19 protein-coding genes and 1 pseudogene are annotated in these 17,897 nt (G+C 44.7%); 8 read left to right on the top strand and 12 right to left on the bottom strand.

Translation table 11 applies throughout. The features are described 5' to 3' along the window. Positions 1–1,163 precede the first annotated feature (1,163 nt). Positions 1,164–2,246: an FUSC family protein gene (locus FDW94_RS21375; protein ID WP_032943050.1), complete on the top strand. Its 1,083-nt coding sequence runs from the start codon at positions 1,164–1,166 to the stop codon at positions 2,244–2,246. A 64-nt stretch (positions 2,247–2,310) separates the two neighbouring features. On the opposite strand, the gene FDW94_RS24605 is transcribed toward FDW94_RS21375, so the two are convergent. Next, positions 2,311–2,499: a hypothetical protein gene (locus FDW94_RS24605; RefSeq protein ID WP_032943049.1), complete on the bottom strand. Its 189-nt coding sequence runs from the start codon at positions 2,497–2,499 to the stop codon at positions 2,311–2,313. A 144-nt stretch (positions 2,500–2,643) separates the two neighbouring features. Between FDW94_RS24605 and FDW94_RS21365 the strand changes: the two genes are divergently transcribed. After that, positions 2,644–3,018 (top strand): FlxA-like family protein, encoded by a 375-nt coding sequence (locus FDW94_RS21365; protein ID WP_050592505.1) that lies wholly within the window; start codon positions 2,644–2,646, stop codon positions 3,016–3,018. 733 nt (positions 3,019–3,751) lie between these two features. Here the strand turns inward: FDW94_RS21365 and FDW94_RS21355 are convergent. From FDW94_RS21355 to FDW94_RS21340, 4 genes are read right to left on the bottom strand one after another with little or no spacing between them, the layout of a single operon-like run. Then, positions 3,752–4,387, bottom strand: coding sequence for a hypothetical protein (locus FDW94_RS21355; protein WP_032944386.1), 636 nt, complete (start codon positions 4,385–4,387; stop codon positions 3,752–3,754). 13 nt (positions 4,388–4,400) lie between these two features. Continuing rightward, positions 4,401–5,441 (bottom strand): DUF968 domain-containing protein, encoded by a 1,041-nt coding sequence (locus tag FDW94_RS21350; RefSeq protein ID WP_032943047.1) that lies wholly within the window; start codon positions 5,439–5,441, stop codon positions 4,401–4,403. After that, positions 5,438–5,797, bottom strand: coding sequence for a RusA family crossover junction endodeoxyribonuclease (locus tag FDW94_RS21345; protein ID WP_032943046.1), 360 nt, complete (start codon positions 5,795–5,797; stop codon positions 5,438–5,440). The genes FDW94_RS21350 and FDW94_RS21345 overlap by 4 nt, the downstream gene beginning before the upstream one ends. A gap of 2 nt (positions 5,798–5,799) precedes the next feature. Then, positions 5,800–6,000, bottom strand: a complete 201-nt coding sequence (locus FDW94_RS21340; RefSeq protein ID WP_032943045.1) for a hypothetical protein — start codon at positions 5,998–6,000, stop codon at positions 5,800–5,802. A gap of 900 nt (positions 6,001–6,900) precedes the next feature. Between FDW94_RS21340 and FDW94_RS21330 the strand changes: the two genes are divergently transcribed. Next, complete coding sequence (locus tag FDW94_RS21330; protein WP_050592504.1) at positions 6,901–8,127, top strand: colicin-like pore-forming protein; 1,227 nt, start codon at positions 6,901–6,903, stop codon at positions 8,125–8,127. Positions 8,128–8,173: 46 nt separating this feature from the next. Here the strand turns inward: FDW94_RS21330 and FDW94_RS21325 are convergent, their stop codons facing one another. Beyond that, positions 8,174–8,476: a hypothetical protein gene (locus FDW94_RS21325; protein WP_032943044.1), complete on the bottom strand. Its 303-nt coding sequence runs from the start codon at positions 8,474–8,476 to the stop codon at positions 8,174–8,176. A 376-nt stretch (positions 8,477–8,852) separates the two neighbouring features. On the opposite strand from FDW94_RS21325, the gene FDW94_RS21320 reads away from it, so the two are divergent. After that, positions 8,853–9,596: a hypothetical protein gene (locus tag FDW94_RS21320; protein WP_032943043.1), complete on the top strand. Its 744-nt coding sequence runs from the start codon at positions 8,853–8,855 to the stop codon at positions 9,594–9,596. A 555-nt stretch (positions 9,597–10,151) separates the two neighbouring features. After that, complete coding sequence (locus FDW94_RS21315) at positions 10,152–12,377, top strand: P-loop NTPase fold protein (protein ID WP_230320618.1); 2,226 nt, start codon at positions 10,152–10,154, stop codon at positions 12,375–12,377. Positions 12,378–12,558: 181 nt separating this feature from the next. On the opposite strand, the gene FDW94_RS21310 is transcribed toward FDW94_RS21315, so the two are convergent. The 6 genes from FDW94_RS21310 to FDW94_RS21285 all read right to left on the bottom strand — a co-directional run bounded on the left by FDW94_RS21310 (position 12,559) and on the right by FDW94_RS21285 (position 16,771). Continuing rightward, positions 12,559–13,917 carry a hypothetical protein gene (locus FDW94_RS21310; RefSeq protein WP_032943042.1) on the bottom strand — a complete coding sequence of 453 codons (1,359 nt, stop codon included), beginning with the start codon at positions 13,915–13,917 and terminating at the stop codon, positions 12,559–12,561. Positions 13,918–14,141: 224 nt separating this feature from the next. Continuing rightward, a complete protein-coding gene (locus FDW94_RS21305) occupies positions 14,142–14,567 on the bottom strand; it encodes a PerC family transcriptional regulator (protein WP_032943041.1) in 426 nt (141 codons plus the stop codon). A 55-nt stretch (positions 14,568–14,622) separates the two neighbouring features. Further along, positions 14,623–15,033 (bottom strand): hypothetical protein, encoded by a 411-nt coding sequence (locus FDW94_RS21300; RefSeq protein WP_032943040.1) that lies wholly within the window; start codon positions 15,031–15,033, stop codon positions 14,623–14,625. 118 nt (positions 15,034–15,151) lie between these two features. After that, positions 15,152–15,946: a DUF1376 domain-containing protein gene (locus FDW94_RS21295; protein ID WP_032943039.1), complete on the bottom strand. Its 795-nt coding sequence runs from the start codon at positions 15,944–15,946 to the stop codon at positions 15,152–15,154. A 54-nt stretch (positions 15,947–16,000) separates the two neighbouring features. Then, positions 16,001–16,555: a toxin YdaT family protein gene (locus FDW94_RS21290; RefSeq protein WP_032943038.1), complete on the bottom strand. Its 555-nt coding sequence runs from the start codon at positions 16,553–16,555 to the stop codon at positions 16,001–16,003. A 3-nt stretch (positions 16,556–16,558) separates the two neighbouring features. Then, positions 16,559–16,771 carry a helix-turn-helix transcriptional regulator gene (locus tag FDW94_RS21285; protein WP_071992538.1) on the bottom strand — a complete coding sequence of 71 codons (213 nt, stop codon included), beginning with the start codon at positions 16,769–16,771 and terminating at the stop codon, positions 16,559–16,561. A gap of 105 nt (positions 16,772–16,876) precedes the next feature. On the opposite strand from FDW94_RS21285, the gene FDW94_RS21280 reads away from it, so the two are divergent. The 3 genes and pseudogenes from FDW94_RS21280 to FDW94_RS24690 all read left to right on the top strand — a co-directional run. Continuing rightward, positions 16,877–17,257, top strand: a complete 381-nt coding sequence (locus tag FDW94_RS21280; protein ID WP_003832307.1) for a helix-turn-helix domain-containing protein — start codon at positions 16,877–16,879, stop codon at positions 17,255–17,257. A gap of 218 nt (positions 17,258–17,475) precedes the next feature. Further along, the gene (locus FDW94_RS21275; RefSeq protein WP_032943037.1) at positions 17,476–17,691 is read left to right on the top strand and encodes a hypothetical protein; all 216 of its coding nucleotides are present in this window, start codon (positions 17,476–17,478) and stop codon (positions 17,689–17,691) included. A gap of 45 nt (positions 17,692–17,736) precedes the next feature. Further along, positions 17,737–17,897, top strand: a pseudogene (locus FDW94_RS24690) (transcriptional regulator); the annotation flags it as partial.

The following is a 17,897-nucleotide window of genomic DNA, read 5'->3' as shown; positions in this document are numbered from 1 at the left end:
TCTGCTGTAAATGGTGCTCATTCTGGTCATAGCCCTACCTCCGATTTTTCGGATGGTGTTGTGTGTGATTAAAGGGTCAGGCTTCACGGGCTGGATTTATCAACAAAGCACGTAGTGAGTGATACCCGTGAGCCTGAAAAAGAAGAGGCCGCCGTTTGGCAGCCTCGAATGATAATTGTCGTCTGTATCGGTAGATTGAGCAGTTCATAAAGTACATCTGCCATTAATCTCACCATAATGATGCAAAAATCCCATCACTGGTGCAATTGCACCGCTATAGATCCCGGTTGAAACATTATGAAATAATTAAATAATCAGTGAGCATGATTTTTTGTTTGTTGTTGACATTTAAATCTGCCATTAATTAACAACCAACTCTGTGGAGGATATTAATGCTTAAACTTTTCCATTATCATTCCCAATACTGGATATTTCTGGCTATTGCACTTTCTCTTTATACAGTTGCATTTCGATGATACGCATCGTTTAGTTGCATACCTTTTTCTGATATAACTTTATTTTATATAATGAGCTTTGGCTCAAACCTTAGCTCATAAAAAACATACAGCGATAAGAATATCAGACATTCTAATGTTAATACTCCCTCGTTTCATAACTGCCTGTGTAATGTTATGTTTTATAAAATTTAAATCAATTTCGACTACAGACCCAAAGAATGAAGCTTCCCAAAGATTAATGCCACTGTCCAGAACAGTGCGACCGTTGACGCTGTAGTCATCAGAGCTGCTATTTTGTATTTGCTCATCCTGCATTTTACCCAGATACTGTTACCGATTTGAAATCGTCCAGAGACACCATTAAAGCAGATTTACCTGACCGAAGAAGGTACTTCATCTGAATCATGCTAACCATTTTCTGGAAACCACACAACAATTTAATAATGATTAAAGTCAACAAGTTAAATTTATGTCAGATTATCATTCAATCTGTTCTCTGCACTTATACTCATAATGATAATCCCAAAGATAGAATGAGTATTACAGAATGCTCCCATCTTAATCACTCAATTAGCAACTAATTAACAACAGTAAGCCTGAATAGCACGCAGCGGTTTTATAATTTAAAAAAGTAAGACTAGCTGTTTTTTTCAGTGTATACCTGAATATTCTTTATCGTTTGCTCTTAGTTAAAGACTTTAAACAATGAAAAAGAACATTTTTTCCGTTAAACGGAACAAACCGATAAGTCCTTTAGAACTAAAGATCTACCGCAACTACCGTATAGTACATGGGATACGAATTGCTGTAGCGTTCGTTATTACGTTCTTATTGATAAGAATGTTGAATTTGCCAGACCACTCGTGGCCCCTGATTACACTCGTAGTCGTCATGGGACCTGTAAGCTACATGGGTAACGTCATCCCCAGAGCACTTGAGCGAATGGCAGGAACTGTAGGTGGTGCGATTCTGGGGATCATTGCATTACACATTGAAATGTACTCTCTTACTCTGATGATGCTCTGGTGTGGATGCGCTGCTTTCCTTTGCGGCTATCTGGCCATGAGTAAACGCCCGTATGCTGCATTACTTGTTGGGATAACGCTTGCCGTAGTCAGCAGCGCTCCTGCCGGGGACTTACAGACAGCATTATGGCGAAGCACGAATATTATTCTGGGATGTCTTCTGGCTATGCTGTTTACCAGCATTTATCCTCAAAGAGCATTCATTAACTGGCGTATTCAACTTGCTGACTTTCTTGCTGATTATTCAAAAATCACTTCAGCCGGTGTTTCACGCAACGTTCTAAATCAGCCCAGAATGACCGGACTTCAAACACGAGCGTTAATCAATGTAGTCAAAATGCGCAGTCTGATTACACCAGTGAATAAAGAAACAAAAATTGCAAAGAGTCTGCTTGAGGAAATTCAGTCAATAACACGGGATATGATAGCTGCACAAAAGTTTCAGATTAATGCCCACTGGGCATCGCGCGGTAGCCGGTTTCTGATATTGAACTCTCATACACTTTCCGACATGGAACAAATGACTCGCAACACTCTCAGTACGCTGGCTCATGCGCTGCATGAAGGTAACCCGTCACCAATAACATCAAACAGCGAGCATCTTATTGAAATCGCAAAAGAGTTGCATGGCCTTTTACTCGCAAATGAAAGTGATGAAGTCATGGAAAGTGCCGTTCATGGGTATGTCTGGTTAAGCATCCAGCTTGCTATCCAACTAGAGGCTCTATCAACTCTAATCACTAAAGCTCTTACCGAAACATAAACAGATTCATTATTAAGTAATTGATAAAAAATTACTTCTGTAGACTTTCCTGTGAAAGGATTGTTTACAACGGTGGAGTAAGAGGACCATCCAGAATCTCTGCTTCACCGTTATGGCATATGTTATCGCCTCTTGTCAGATGCCAGACACCTGTGATTGCTTTACCCGATTCCAGATCATCAACAGTGTCATTCGTGTAGTACGCTACCTGTACAACTCCGACATGCTGAATCCAGTAATACCCTTCTTGCATACATTCCTCCGCGATACTCAGCAGATAGTATAGAGCAGCACAAATAATGCTGTGGTGCAGGAAGCCACAACTTAACCTTTGCTAATAAAGTAATTTCGAAAGATGACGATAATGGGTAATAAATGTAAGGCCGGAGGAACCACCATGAGCATGACAGTTAGCACTTTGGGTCAGGACATACTGCAAAGCACAGTAAAACAAGCACCTTCAAGTACTGGCAACTCTGTTTCACAACAAATTCAAAACCTGAAAAAACAAATTGGTGAGTTGACAAAAGAACTCAGCGCCATGGGTTCAAAAATAAATGAAGTAACCTCCGAAGATGAGGCAAAACTGCTTAAACAGCAGATGGAGATGATTCAAAGGCAAATCGAGTCTATATATGCAAAAATTGCTCAATTACAAAAACAAGAAGCAGAAAAAAACCAAATGGCATCGGGAGCATTACCTACGGTAAGTGACAAATCAAGTTCGAACGTTGCAGGGAATAATACTAAAAATATTGATGTCTACGTTTAGCAGTTCCCCCCCTCTCATTTTTCCTCTGAACTAGAAACGAAAAAGCATTGGAGCATTGTGAGAACTTGTTTTCAAGTTAACGATTTCCGCTCGGCGATATGACAGGGGTACTGGTGCAATGCACCTCGCGAATACCCCTGTCGTATCGCCGGAAAGCAAAAACCCCGCGCTGGCGGGGTTCTCGTTATATTCAAATTGTTCGCTTTTCGTCGCTGCCATCGTGGCGCAGCCCTGCCAAGCATGAATTAATTATTCACTTTGTTGGCCCGTTTTCAAACGTTTTTACATCACAAAGCACTTATAGCTAATTTCCATCAACGTTTTGTACAAATATCACTCAACAAATGAGATGTTCGTTACAAAACGATCGTTTTGAACGATCGATAAATGAAAATCGATCTGTAATACCAATTTTAATTGTGTGGTTATCGCACGTAGACTCAGGGCCAAACCTAATAAATGGAATTATCATGAGTCTTTATCACTACTTGGCCATATATATAGCGGGCTTCATCGCAATGTTTGCTTTGTTAGTTCGTGGGGATCGAGTACACGGCCTCGAGTTTGACCTGGCTGATACGTTGATAACCTCCTTTCTGTGGCCCTTCTACTCTGTGGCTATTATCTGTATTAAGATTTATGAGCGGTTTAGACAGAATCGTCACTAATAACCTTTTATCCCGGCTACTAACCGGGTTTTTGGTTTCGAATTACAGACTCATCAGCCTCCCGGTCAGTCCCTCTTTTGGTATGACCAACCATCCTCTAATCCGGCTCTCATCTGGTTACGAACCGCAAGGAATGTTTTTGCTCTGAATATTTCCAGGCACCATCGCACACGTTTCCTCGCCTCCCCATCGGTTAACCATGGCGCAATCGCCTGCAGTTCGCGGGTTATGTCTGAGATTTTTTTTCGGGTGGTGTAATACTGAAGACCAACGACATAAACCGGATCGTTTATATCCAGTGCCTGCAGTACGCATTGTTCAACAAAATCAACATCATCATTATGCAGGGCTTCGTCAATTACACTGGCAGTTGACTGTGGCCAGAGAATTCTGTGCGCTCTGTTCATTGCCTGCTGTCCACGGTAACCCTCTTCACGTGCCTGATTCAATGCTGCGGTGAAGCGCTCTAGCGCCTTATCTGACCAGTTCTGTCCCTTAAGCACATTCCAGCACGCATGTCCTCGCGGCATACGTGGTGCCGTTTTTCCTCCCACACCATCGCCCCATGTAGTGAGCAGGGATTTAATCCATCCGGACTGGATCCCTGTCAGGAGAATACATTTACCCAGCCAGCTTTTACGCGGCGCAGCAGCTGCTTTACCAAGTGCTTCAAAATGATTGCGGCGTTGACGTGGTGTCATCCTGTTCTTCTCCTTACGCCAGAACGCCAAGCCCATAAGCCCGGTCCAGCACTCTGATTATCATTACCGGCTGAGGAACAAATTTTTGCTCAAACTTCACCGGGTCATTATGTAGTTCTGTATGGCACTGACGACATAAAGGGATCGCGAAAATATCATGCGCCTTCGTTGCCATCCCTCCCTGCCCCCAGCCAATTAAATGGTGTGGTTCGTCGGATGGTTTGCCGCAGCATTCGCAGGGCTGTGTTTTAATCCATGCAAGATATCTGGGGTTCGCCCAACGGATCCTCTTCGGACGTTTCATATAGGTTTGCGGGGACTCGGGATCTACCAGGACACCGACTACGGGTTTAATCGCTGGAACTTGCGCTGGTAGCATGTTCACGGTTACTGCGTTGGCTCTGGCTGTAATGATGCTGGTGGCGGTTACACCCGGTTCGATATCGCATTCACGCATGACTGACTGATGTTCTTCCGAAGGAATACGAAGCGCCCGGCTGGCTGCTGATTCGGGAATTGCGTCGGCAGCACCCATACGAACAGCCCACCAGCAAAGCTCCGCCAGCGACAGTTCTCTGGAAGGGTCCAGATTCAGCGCCACCATTATGCTGTTAATAATCCAGTTAATAACATTACGTCTCGCCAGCTCTGCAAGTTGTTCGCTGTGGTGGTCACGCAAATGGTTATCACAATGTCCACACAGGAGAACCGATCCAGGTTCATGACGCAGAGTGGTTAACTCGTGATAATGGTAATCGCTGTGTGACCACTGGCAGCAGCTACCGCCATAACGCAGAAGCCAGTAATCAAGGCCACTCAAACCACCAGCAGCCTTAATAACTTTTTCATCCTGGAAGAACAACCGCAGGGACTCGTCATACGCAAGCGGCTGTCGAACGTCAGGAACACGGCCTGCAGGCAAACGCTCCATACCTGCTGGCTGGCTTTCCACCAGTACACGCTCACAACTGAATAATGACATGAGCTCGCTGCCCGGCTTGAGCAGCACAACTCCAAGCTCACGCGCAACCACCGGCTTCAGCAGCGCCCTCATTCTGCAATCTCCCCGATAATTATTTGTCCCTTCTCTCCCCATAATTTAGTGACACGTGAATCCCAGATGTGAGCGTCATCTTCGTAAATAGCATCCATCAGGGCTTTCATCATATTGTCGAAATCAGGTTTAGCCTGATGTGGTTTACCATTGAACTCAGTCCGTTTCTTATTGCTCCAGCTCGCTGGCATAGGAAGAATGAAAGTGACATGCGAACCGCTTTCCGGCAGCTCAACACCCTGCAGACGAACTTCATCACAGAAAGCCCGGTAACGCAGAACCTCGGGGCGCTTTTTCCATTTGTCAGCGCGCGTCATTCTGGGCTTGCCCATTGGGGTGATATCGTAGACTTTCACATTCACCTCCAGATCCGTTGTTGCCAGGTTCTCTCCTGACGCGGAGGCTTAGATGCTTCTGGCAAGAACACGCTGATCGTCCAGTGAATGAAGTCATTATCCAGACTACGCTCGGTCTTTATCTGCTTTGCGCGATAGCGGGCTTCCAGTTCGTCAGCCTGCTCAGTGGTGAGTTGGGTATGTTGAAACCAGCTTTTCTTCATAACGCACCTCTGGATGCGGCAAAAAGAAAATCGCTGGCGTTGGTTAACGTCAGTGAATGGGTATTTTGGATTTGATTTTGCGCCATGGTTTATCTCCAGTGGCGCAGCAGGTATAGGTTGTTCAGGCCTATGACGAGAGTCTATCAGAATTCTGCGTGACACGATAACCCGCTCTTTTTAGCATTTCTGTAAAGAGGGTTGGTGTACCAATAATCTCATCGTCCTGGAGCGGTACAAACGAAGCAACATCTCCGCGCCGGTACATAAGAGCCCGGGTACATTCCGGAAATGAAGGCAGTCTGGCCACGATGACACCATCATGGCATCGGATGACTACGTAACCTTTTTGCGAAACACTGTTGATCATTACCACTGCAAATCCCCTTTCTAATGCCTGTCCATTTATTCATTACTGTGGCTTGGTAAAACCAGCCTCTGGCGTCTCACCGCTTCCTGTAGGATTTGCACTACAACTACTCAGATAACGAACGGAGGTAAAAGAACAACAAGTAACGTTCTGTCTCAGCTTACATACTGATTTTTTGGCCAGTTTTTTTTGATGATCACCGGTTACCTCTATCTTCATAACCCTTCCTTACTGTACTGTATAAACATACAGCATTATCTCCCCATCATTTTCTGATTGCAACAATTTAGCAGCACATTTTGTTAAAAATCATTTTTCTACCATTCTGTCACCTGTTTCAAAAAGTCATCCCAACCTGTTAATAGATAAGGGTTTAATCCTTTCCCATCTGAAGGTCTTTTTACATCGCACCTACCAAAAATGATAAGCATTCGTAATTGACTGTAATTCTGACGTTAAGCAATAATCCACTAGCTGTATGTTTATACAGTTATTTGCAAATTTTGTTTTTTAAACGTCAAAGAGGAATTTTTATGTCTGGAAATGGTGGCGATAACGCGCACAACAATGCTTTTGGTGGTGGTGGTCGTGGACCGACTGGCGGTGTAAACGGTACTTCTGGCAAAGGAGGTCCTACAGGAAATGGACCTGGTGGGCGCCTGCCAAGCGGCGGTATAAATGGATCTGGCAATGGTGCAAATGTTGGCCATGGCGGTTCCATGACAGTTGATCTGGGTAATGGTATCACTGCGACTTTTGATGGTGTGCATGCACTCGAACCCGGTAAAGACAGCGGCGTACCATGGGGTGGCAACAACGGTAATAGTGGGAATAATAACGGTGGTGGTAACGGCTCCTCCGGTACCGGGACAGCACCAACTCCGGGTCCGTCTCCTCTACAGATCTCTCAGCAAGCACTGAATCTTGCCGTTGATAATTTCAACAAGGCGCAAGCAGAAGTAACTAAAAACCAGAAACGCCTCAATGAGGCAACAGTCGCCCTGCAGCTTGCAGAAAAGGAACTGGATCTTTTTTATGAACTGGAAATCTTTGATCCGACTGACCCTGTCTGGTACCGCACACAGGAGAATCAGAAAAAAAGAGATGTTGAGCGTAAAAAGTCCGACAAATCTGCCGCTCAGAATGCTTTAAATACCGCGAACCAGATCCTTAACCGGGACGCCGAGAAGAAAAAGCAAGCAGAAGAAGAACAATCTCTGGTTGTTGATTCTGTCAAACTCGTCAGCGATTTTTATGGTGACGTAACTGAAAAGCTAGGTGCGAAAAACGCATCCCTTGCAAAAGAACTTGCAGAATCAGCCAAGGGGAAAAAACTTCGAAACGTCAATGAAGCGCTGGCCGCTTTCGAAAAACATAAGAGCGTCATCAACAGTAAATTCAGCGTGCAGGATCGTGAAGCTATCGCAAAAGCTATCGAGTCAGTAAATAAAGATGCCCTGGCTAAAAATCTTCAGAAATTTAGCAAGGCCTTTGGCATTACCAGTCAGGTAATTGACCTTTCTCAGTTAGCTAATGCTATTGCAAAAGGTATCCGAACCGGGGAATGGAAAGATGCGATGTTGAAAATCGAGAGTATGGCGGTTGGGAAAGCAGCCTCTATGGCTGTTGCTTTCACATTTGGTTTCCTGACCGTTACACCTCTTGGTATCGCTGTGTTTGCGCTTCTTATGACGGTGACTGGAGCGTTAATTGATGAAAAAATGATGGCGAAAATGAACAAAGAACTGTTCAATATTTAATATATCAGGCGGTCAGCAATGACCGCCTTTTTTAAAGGAGATAGATCTACGATTTTTTTAAAGTAACCATAGATGTAACATCGGTCTTTGGGCTTCCAGCTTCGAATGTCCAGTTTCCCATTTCCTTGGTAAGTTTTTGCTTGGTATCAGCATCAACTACTCCATCAGGAAATCTGATATTTATAGCTTTTCCTTTATCATCAATATCATACACTACTTTGAATTTATTATTTTCGTTCACCAACGTCTTAGCCTCAGTTTTGCTTACGGTGTCACTTGCATGAGTGCTAAAAGCTAAACCTGCAGACAAAGTAGCAATAATGGCCACACCTAAAACCTTGTTATTCATAGTGTTGTCCTCTCCCAAATAAATAATAATAAGTGGAAATAATTATCATTTCCACAGTATTTTTTTACAGCTACGGCGGGTGTGGCACTACTGAAAAACATGCTTCTTTATTAATTAGGAAGCTATGCTAAATATGTCGTTTTCAAGTCATGTACCGTGCATGTATTAGCTCTCACCTGAGCAGGTACTCTTACGTTGCAGAGCAAAACCTAAACTGACAGTCCACTCTGTGCCACACGCGGACGTTGCTAACTTTGGTCCTTATTCATCAGTGGGGGCCGGTCAGTCAATCTATATGCTATTTGTTTTGCTCTTAAGTTCTGAACCATAGTGCCGATAGGGAAATTAAGTACTTTTGTCCTAAGGAAGCAAGGTTGTGAAAGATTTTTCAAAATACTCGAAAGCGTTAGGGATGGCTAAGTTCTATGTTTATGCATTTTATGACACTGATGATGCATCAAAAAAACCGTTTTATATAGGCAAAGGCAAGTCAGAACGCTGTCTTGATCATATAAAGTATAATGATGGCTCTCCGAAATCAGAACGAATTAATCATCTGTTAAAAACAGGAAATCTGGGAATCGACATACTACGCCATGGCATGGATGAGGCAACCGCGAAGCTTGTTGAAGCAACATGTATTGATCTCTTAGGTGTTGGAGAACTGACCAACAAAGTACGAGGAAGCAGCTCCCTTATGGGGCGAATCACGCTGGATGAGCTCAACCATCTCCTTCTTAAGCAAGAGACGGAAATCGCACCTGAACATGCCGGGCTCGCTTTTTTGCTAAACAGCACCTATAAGTCTGGCATGAGTGCACTTGCATTATATGAAGCTACGCGTGGCGTCTGGGCAAAAGTACCAAAAGATGAAAACCTACAATTTGCATACGCCACATACGGCGGTTTGGTAATGGAAGTTTACGAGATACAGTGCTGGTTAAAGGCAGGCTCTCAGCAGTACTTTACCCGGGAACTGACCATCCCTCCCGAAACCAACCGTTCAGAGTTTGTTGGACGAATCGCATCACCAGAAATCAGAGAATTATACGTAGGCAAGCTAATCAAAAAATCGCGTAGTCATGGTAGCCCTTTCGTAAAAGTCGGGCTGGCGCAATAAAATGAACTGCTTCCCGTTGATTGGCCTCTGAAATAAAATTAATGTCGAAGATTACCCTCATGACTTTTTATGAGGATAACTAGGCATTGTCGAACAGTCTTGTCTGACAACCAACTAGCGGAAATTTTCACCCTGACACGGTTGAAGGCAATTTTTCAGCAAGTTCTGCGGTGATTGAAGTGGACCGGACAAAAGCCACCGCACTTGCCAGGAGCTGAACCCGGTGAATGCCCAAACACCAAGTACAATATCCTGCATCTGCTGATCACCGAGCATGACTTCATGCTACCGTACAGTTGGGTAGCGTGCTCCGAACTGCTGGGCCTGTTCACGCTATATACACATCATGTGCTTGCCCTAGAGCACCATCATTAGGGCAAGTATATGATGCTTTACCCGCCGATGCATTTCATGCCAGAGTTTTTTTCGATATCGACGGAGGCCAAACTTTTTGTCGACTGAGACGTTTGAGACACTGAACAGTGCATTCACTGCAGGGGCACTGAAGGAGGCCCTGACCGGATTGTACTACATAAATAAATGGGGATTTGTGAAATGTCTGATATCGAAGTAATGAGACTGGATCAGTCTGTCACGCGTCCAGAACAGGATCGCTATGGCTTTCGCTATGTCGCTGCACAGCTGGCACAGTCTATACAGGCTATCGGTCGCGAAGGAAGCGCCGTTATCGGCATTGAGGGAGTATGGGGCTCGGGAAAGACGAGTCTACTTAACCTATTGCACACGGAACTAGATAAACAGAAAGAGGACAATACCTTTGTTCTGAATATATCCCCTTGGCTTGACGGTAGCGGAACCAGTTTGGTGGAATCTCTGCTGATACCTTTAGCCGGTATTATTGCCGCTGAGGAAGAGCGTCTTCTTTCGCCTGAAGATCGGGAAAGCCTCGAAAAGAAAAAAATACTTACCCGGACAGCTCGGACCCTGATGGAATATACAAGAGCGACTGCCCGCCATCTGGCTCCCCTAGCTCAGACTGCAGCAATGATCCCGGGAGTACCTGATGCCAGCGGTGCGCTAGATGCTCTGTCAGAGTCTCAATGGTTAAAAGAAAAAGAAAAAACTACTACGCAGATGCGTACTGAAATTGCAGAAAAGATTGTCGGAATGGATTTAAGCTTTATTATTCTTCTTGATGATCTGGACAGACTGGAGCCAGCACAGGCTGTGGAGGTCGTCCGCTTAGTCAAATCCGTCGCTGATTTTCCCCGCTTCCGCTACATACTCTGTTATGACAAATCCGTGCTTGCTCTGGCCATCAAAAAAGGTCTAGGCGTGGAGGATGGCGAACTTTATCTGCAGAAAATTGTGCAAATTTCGTTTAGCCTGCCGAGACCGGAATCTTTCGACCTGCGTCGTGAATTTTTTTCGGGAGTTGTCGGATTATACGAAACTGTTAACGGCGAGCTTCCGGACGAAGAATTTATTAATGACTTGAATCGTGTGACTGATATCTACGGTGCAGCACTGAAAACACCCCGTGAAGTTCATCTGTCCCTGAATAATCTGCGCTTCAGATACAGCGGAATACGTGATTACGTCTATTTACCGGATCTGAGCTTTTTGCAATTGATCCGCACCACCAATCCCGGATTGTATGACTGGACAGAAGAATATCTTACAGAGCGGGCAATCGTGGAATCTGGTGACGGCAGTGTAAGTGAGGAAGAACAAAAATTGCTGACACTAAATTTAGTAGAGTGTCTGTCCCGTTTCCGATCTTCAGAAGCAAAATCTGTAACTTCCCTGAAAAACTGGGTGCCGGGAATTACAGGGTACAAAGCTAATATACAGCAGCTATTTGCTCAGACAAGTGATGAAGATAAAGCGTTGATGACAGCAAATCGGCGCCTCGGGAGCACGGCATACTGGCGTTATTACTTTGCATTTTCTTCGCCTCAGAACATACTGCCACCAGCGTATTTTGATGAGCTGTTCCGTAAAAGCAGTAATCTTGAAGAATATCCGGCGATGGCCCGTGAACTCTTGGCTAGGATCAACAGCAATGGTGTGTCCTCACGTACTTGGTTTGAACATATTTTAAGTCAGTTGACATGGCCGATGATAATCGAGCGTACAGCCTTAGAGTGTCATGGTCTGCTGACATTTTTCTTTAATGCCGGCGATGAGATTTATGAACGTTACAGGCAGAGAAATCGCTGGTTTTCACGGTATGATCTCGATGTAAACAGAGTGGCTGATCGTCTTCTGAAAAGGATGCTGGATAATGACCGGACGAAAACAATGGAAACCCTGCTTTCATTGACGATGGAAGGAACTGCTTGGGTCTGGATTGCGAATTATATCCGCGATTTACTATGGCAGAACGGGTTGGCCGGCGACCGTGCTGAGCCAGAGGACGAGCGCGTACTGAACGATGGAGAACTGAACAGTATTCGTCATCATTTCTGCGAACGCTTAAACAAGGGTGAACTGAAATCACTGCTTGAGCAGGATGGTGAATTGGGGGGCTTTGTCTGGGCCTGGCAGGATATTGCAGGCCAAGAATCCGTTATTTCATGGATTACTCAACATAGTGACAGTGATAAAGCTTTTCTGATGTTGTTACTGAGTCTGCGCTCTCATATTATTTCCAGTGCTACTGGGCATTATCTGGCACTACAAGTAAGGGATATAGCTCACCTGTTTGGGGGAGAGGATATGCTCCAGGAAAGGCTAGAGCATATTGAGTCCGAGGATAATTTTCCAGATCAAGTAAAAGACGTTAGGGCCGCCATCGCCCTCAGTAAGTCATTCTAACACCTCTGACATGCTGATTTTTAAACTCTGATAATAGTAATCGAGAATGTCCGCTCCTCGCTCACAGCGGACTTTCAACCCAGTAAACTCCTCAGCTTCGTGCCAGAAGCAAACATACCACACTTCTGCTTATGCAACCCAAATTGGTATGCAACTACACCACGAGAGAAAATCGTCAGTTTTATTCTGCCTTCATTTTTACGTTCCATAAAAAATGGCATGGGTTCGCTGTTACTTTTGATTTGTAGTCACTGTGTGACTTATAGCCATGTGCCACTGCGATCGCTGTCGCCAGCAAACTAGCGCCGCCAGTCAACACACTAAGCCCTAAACCAGCAGTTGCGATAGCAACTTCAGTCAAGTGTGTTTTTTTCATGTGACTAACCTGGGGGGCAATCTGACTCATTTGAACTTCAAAAAGCTCATGTTGGGTGTCTTCAATAATAGAGCGAACACGAGCGGGATCTGACTCATGTCTGGCTGCACGCAACCCCTTCTCTAGCTCAGAACGGAATGATTGGAATGATGTACCATCATTATTCCTTATAGCCATTAAATCAGTTGAAGATATTTTTTCCAAAAAAGGAATTTCCATTTTAAGAGTGCAGTTTAAAGTATTTTCTCTGATATCAGGTGTGTTAATGTTCATGTTTAGTAAATTGCTTTCGAAAGGATGCTCAGTACCAAACATGCAATCAAGATAATTGCATAAAACTATGCGCTTATTCAGTTCAGTATAATGATTTATAGCTGTTTGGTTAACGGATTGATTTACCCATGCAATAAAATCTTTCTCTAGTGGTGGCTCAGATGTATAACTCTGTATAAGTGTGTATATATCTTTTCTATCTGTTGGCTTAAATTCACTAGGGTTTAGCATATATCCCATTGCATACCCACCTTCCATGCCTTTAAAGTGAATGCTAATATTTCTGCATATATAAAGATCTCTCATAACCAACAAGCGTCCATTGTCGTTTTGGACACTTCGTACAACAGCATTTTGTTTGTATTGTTTCAGGATGTTTGATGGTAAACAATCTTCGAACCCTTTATCAGAATAGAGCAGAGGAATCTCTTCGCCACGTTCTAACTCGAAACTTACAGGATATAACTTAACGTAACCACCCGCTACTAATGGACGCAATTCAATAAGTCTGATTGCAGCATTAGCTAATTCTCTGCGATCAACCATTGATGTTGATGTCACACCCATGAATGAAGTTATGGCTTCAGTCGAAGTGCTTCTAAAGTCAGTTAGTTTGAAAATAGGATCTGAGACTATAGCTTCCTCTAAGTATAATGCTGCTTGTTTAAGTCGTGAGATATGAGACATCGTATCAGTAGCCATACAGCTAAGCACATCATTACTGGCTTTAACATCTTTTCGTACTTCCGGAAGGATTTTAATACAATACTCGCGATATCTGGTTAGCTCCCTCTCTAAGGTCAAATCAGATATACCTTGGTATAGCTGTGATGCCAATGCTCCATCTAAAAGAAGTGAATCATTAAGATAATCATATGCATAACTGCCCATGTATTTTCTTCCATTCCGATGTAAAAAAGAAAATTATACTTTAAAAGAGTATGCTTAACTAATTGTTGTTAAAGATTTTATTCCAATTACTTATTAGAAAGGCTGCCTCCCAAAAACCAGCACCGTCCGCTGTTCGCTCAAAGCGGACGGTAAGATTTGATTACGTTCTGACTACGCAAACTGTCAGTTAGAATCAGAGCTAGGACACGTTGCGATGAGCCCAGTTAATTCACGCCTCTGGAACGCTCTACGCAACGGTTTCGTTTTTCTGCAATTCTCAGTACATCTTTTGAATTTTTGACCTGTGCAAGGATATCGATATACACAGTCGCAGCACGCCTCCATAGCCCCTTATCCTCGAGGCTTTTTGCTAATTTCTCTAACTGTATGGTTTCCGGGGGACTCTCTTCCTCTAACATAAAAGGCAATATAATTTTAGGTACCCTGATCCCTGGTTTAACTCTGTATCCAGGATCCCGGTCCTTATGGCTTTTAACTACAATGCCCTCTTTGGTGAGCTGGCGTAGTAACTTCCCAGCATTGCTGGTAGTCAACTCTAGGGCTTCACAAATATCTCGTAGTGTGCATCCAGGCATATGATTGATTGCAGCAATCACCATCTCTTTTTGAGTAACACGATAATTGGTCATTGGTCAGAACTCGTTTTAGTTGATTAAACCAGCCGCCTTACGGCGTTCCAGCACCTCACGCGTAATTATTGCATCCAGAGCCACCATCAATCTGAGGCACGCAATCGGCGCATATGCCGCACTTTTTGTTATTGGATATGCGAAACTCCAGCACTTCATCAATAACCTTCACAGCATCAGCCATTGCGTAGCCAAGATGACCGCCATCGCTTTGTGCTGCTGCCCGTCTGAGTATTTCGCGTATCTGGTTCAGGCGTTTGAAAGATAAAGGACCATGTGCCGGGTGGCTGTTTACCTTTTGCTCCGGGCCAATAGCCGCCATCGCCAGTTTCATAACCTTCAGCGCCATGGCAGCATCCTCGTTCAAAGCTCTAGGAATTACGTCGCGCTCGTGTTCAAGTTCTGCAATAGCCTGTTGCAGCCAGGATTTGGTATCCCGGTCTTTCTGAGAGATTTCTATGGTCATTGGTCAATACTCGTTTTAGTTACTTCACAACCCATAAATGGGTTACGTTTTGCGATAACTTCCACAGGCAATATTTGCCCAGATAAACGGGCAAGCAAATCATGCGTCGATTTCATCATTACCCCCTGAATCCCGGTGGGATCTGAGTGTCAGGTTGTGAAACACCAAAGCCAGCCTGTCGACGTATACCTGCCGATGGAGTCGAAGAATTGGCGCGCGATGTTTTCAGACTGGAAGCAAAAGTCTGTTCCCACTGGATGTGGTGTTTAACTTTCCCTTCGCATTTCCAGTAGTCCCGGAATTGCTGTAATTCGACGGCGGTATACCCTGGTAGATCCCCAAGGTTTATCCCCCACTGCGCAGCCTGGCGTACAAAGTCATCACCGGGAGTCCAGTCATCTGTTATCGGAAATTTGCCTATGGGCGGTAAAAAGTCACCCGGCGCGTGTAACTCTCTCTCTTGGTTTTCTTTTAGATCTGTATCTGTATCTTTATTAGTTGGGTTTCCGTTGGCGTTCTGTTTTAACGGTGGCTCAACACCCGTTGAACGCCCGTTGTTATTTTGTTGGTTATTCACTCCTTTTTTTGCTTTTCTCGCCTGAGCGGATGCTTTTCCAGCTGCTGACTTTTGGCTGATTGAGTTTTTAACCGCCTCCAGATCACGCTCTATACGCTCCTGTACCCATTCGGTTCCGTTATCGTTAAAAAACTCTTTCAACGAAGGTTCAACGGCATCCCAACGGTCGTTACTCAGCCGTGCAATTTTCGATAGTCGGTTTTTGGGGATCGGGCGACCGGTTTGCCAATAATTGAACATCAGTAGCAAGTATGCGCCATGCTCTTCTGTAGACAGATGCATGGTGTCCGCCAGGTAATCAGCAATGTAAAGTTGCATGTAAGGCAGAGCTGCCATGGTTACTCCCTTGTCCGGTTTCCCGGCGCGTAATGGTTATTGCTCAAAACTCGATTAAAACAATTGTGGCGCTACGGCGCTTATACTCGCCAGTAGTGGTCCCGCCGCGTCAGCAGGTAACATGTTGAACAATGCGATTGCCGCCTCACGAATCTCCTTCTCGAGCTTTTGTAATGGCGCGCCAATTAATTTCGCATGGTGTGCCTCACTGCACTCTTTGATAGCGTTCGCCACCAGCTCTGCTTCTGTGCTCGCATTACTTAACCCGTGCTTTCTGGCGATCTGAACTGGCATAGCAGCAATAATTGAACCTGACAGCTGCATAACGTAAGCCGTGTACTTTTCCGAACCGCCCTCGTTTTTCAGATATCGGAATAAATTCTGTTTATTAACAGCAATTCCGCGGCTATCTACTTTGGCCCACTCTTCAGCCACCAGCTGAGCGATCCGTTCCTGTGCTTGTCCTGGTAATGTCGATTCCCATTCACGAACGGCGGCCAATATGACACGGTGGTGGATGCCGTCACGGCGCTGGGGTTTAAATTGATTTTGCGATTTCACCGGAGCGGCTACTCGTGGTTTATTATGGGTATAAGCTACTGATTGCATCATTCAGACCTCGCTTTGTGGCGGAAATACACTATCAAGAGAGCAGGTGCGCCCTAACTCGTTAAGCTTCTCCACAATCAATCTGCATTCCGGTAGGCCTGGTTGGCGTGTTCCGTTCTCATAATTTGAGAGCCTTGACTGACGCCACCCGATTAATTTGGCTAATTGCTCTTGAGTTAAACCGAGCGCTTGCCGTTCTTTGGCGATGTTGTTCATCTTGTCCTCACATATAGTGTGAGGCTGAATTAAACACATAATGTGTTAGATAGTCAAGACGAAACGTTCTTTGAGCGTTAACACGTAACGTGGTAAAAACCAGTAATGAATATAAACACTGCAATTGCCGCCAGACTGAAGCAGCTACGCGAACAGAAAAATATGTCGCAATCTAAACTCGCAGAGTTATGCGGGTGGGCTCAGTCACGCATCGGGAACTATGAAGCAGGTCGCCGCAATGTTGGCGTTGACGACGCTATAACGATATCTAAAGCTCTCGGCATTAGCCCGGCTGAGCTAATGTTTGGTGATGATCACGCCGAATCATGGTTAACGCCAAAACATCGTAAGTTGATTACTCTTTTTGACCAGTTGCCGGAGTCTGAACAAGACAGAATGATCGATACCTTTCAATTACGGCTGAAAGAAATTGATGAGTATGTTGAGAAATACCTTCGGGGACGATTAAAGCCAACTGACGACTAAGCTACAATTTTCAGCACTCTAACCAGCCTCCTTGGCTGGTTTTTTTATGCCTTTCCCACTCCCTTTTCCCATATCGTTATCATCCACACTACCTTAAACACATGTTGTGTTGACTTATAAACACATTTAGAGTTTAAATATAAACACATTTTGAAAAACGTCATCGAGGCAGGACGCCCACGAAGTAGCTGCCGGCGGCATACGAATCACCGGATGAGATGACAAGTATTAACACGCAGCAGGTTCAACGTTCCGCCAGCCTGGCGACAAGGGCAACGCAAGAGGATAAATCCATGATCGATTTCGCACGTAAACCAGTGCGGTGTCAGGCCGTACATCTAAATCGCATTGAAGTAATCATTCGACTGATTTGCTACACGCTTGCCCAGAAGGGCGACCCGTCTGCCGACCAACAGACTGCAGTTCGTTCATAACGAGTTTGACCAATGGCTGTTGCCAGCATCAGTAAGGAAGTGACTATGGAGTTTGGAATGAAACGCGTGGTGGCATCTGTTCAGGTGGTTGCCATCCTCAACAGGATTTACAACGGCAGTCCGGTTTCCATTGCATCAATCAGCAAGGAATCAAAGCTGTCTGTGTCTTACCTCGAGCAGATTTTCTCGAAGCTGCGCAGCAGTGA

The organism is Citrobacter sp. wls757 (assembly GCF_005280935.1).
In the GTDB taxonomy this organism is placed as follows: Bacteria; Pseudomonadota; Gammaproteobacteria; order Enterobacterales; family Enterobacteriaceae; genus Citrobacter; species Citrobacter portucalensis.
This window is presented reverse-complemented; position numbering and strand designations above follow the sequence as displayed.

Coding starts and splice junctions, on each gene's coding strand:
- FDW94_RS21325 (WP_032943044.1), bottom strand. CDS start 8,476: ATGAATAACAAGGTTTTAGGTGTGGCCATTATTGCTACTTTGTCTGCA.
- FDW94_RS21315 (WP_230320618.1), top strand. CDS start 10,152: ATGTCTGATATCGAAGTAATGAGACTGGATCAGTCTGTCACGCGTCCA.
- FDW94_RS21285 (WP_071992538.1), bottom strand. CDS start 16,771: ATGAACAACATCGCCAAAGAACGGCAAGCGCTCGGTTTAACTCAAGAG.
- FDW94_RS21305 (WP_032943041.1), bottom strand. CDS start 14,567: ATGACCAATTATCGTGTTACTCAAAAAGAGATGGTGATTGCTGCAATC.
- FDW94_RS21330 (WP_050592504.1), top strand. CDS start 6,901: ATGTCTGGAAATGGTGGCGATAACGCGCACAACAATGCTTTTGGTGGT.
- FDW94_RS21365 (WP_050592505.1), top strand. CDS start 2,644: ATGAGCATGACAGTTAGCACTTTGGGTCAGGACATACTGCAAAGCACA.
- FDW94_RS21280 (WP_003832307.1), top strand. CDS start 16,877: ATGAATATAAACACTGCAATTGCCGCCAGACTGAAGCAGCTACGCGAA.
- FDW94_RS24605 (WP_032943049.1), bottom strand. CDS start 2,499: ATGCAAGAAGGGTATTACTGGATTCAGCATGTCGGAGTTGTACAGGTA.
- FDW94_RS21290 (WP_032943038.1), bottom strand. CDS start 16,555: ATGCAATCAGTAGCTTATACCCATAATAAACCACGAGTAGCCGCTCCG.
- FDW94_RS21350 (WP_032943047.1), bottom strand. CDS start 5,441: ATGAGGGCGCTGCTGAAGCCGGTGGTTGCGCGTGAGCTTGGAGTTGTG.
- FDW94_RS21295 (WP_032943039.1), bottom strand. CDS start 15,946: ATGGCAGCTCTGCCTTACATGCAACTTTACATTGCTGATTACCTGGCG.
- FDW94_RS21355 (WP_032944386.1), bottom strand. CDS start 4,387: ATGACACCACGTCAACGCCGCAATCATTTTGAAGCACTTGGTAAAGCA.
- FDW94_RS21300 (WP_032943040.1), bottom strand. CDS start 15,033: ATGACCATAGAAATCTCTCAGAAAGACCGGGATACCAAATCCTGGCTG.
- FDW94_RS21275 (WP_032943037.1), top strand. CDS start 17,476: ATGACAAGTATTAACACGCAGCAGGTTCAACGTTCCGCCAGCCTGGCG.
- FDW94_RS21340 (WP_032943045.1), bottom strand. CDS start 6,000: ATGAAGAAAAGCTGGTTTCAACATACCCAACTCACCACTGAGCAGGCT.
- FDW94_RS21375 (WP_032943050.1), top strand. CDS start 1,164: ATGAAAAAGAACATTTTTTCCGTTAAACGGAACAAACCGATAAGTCCT.
- FDW94_RS21310 (WP_032943042.1), bottom strand. CDS start 13,917: ATGGGCAGTTATGCATATGATTATCTTAATGATTCACTTCTTTTAGAT.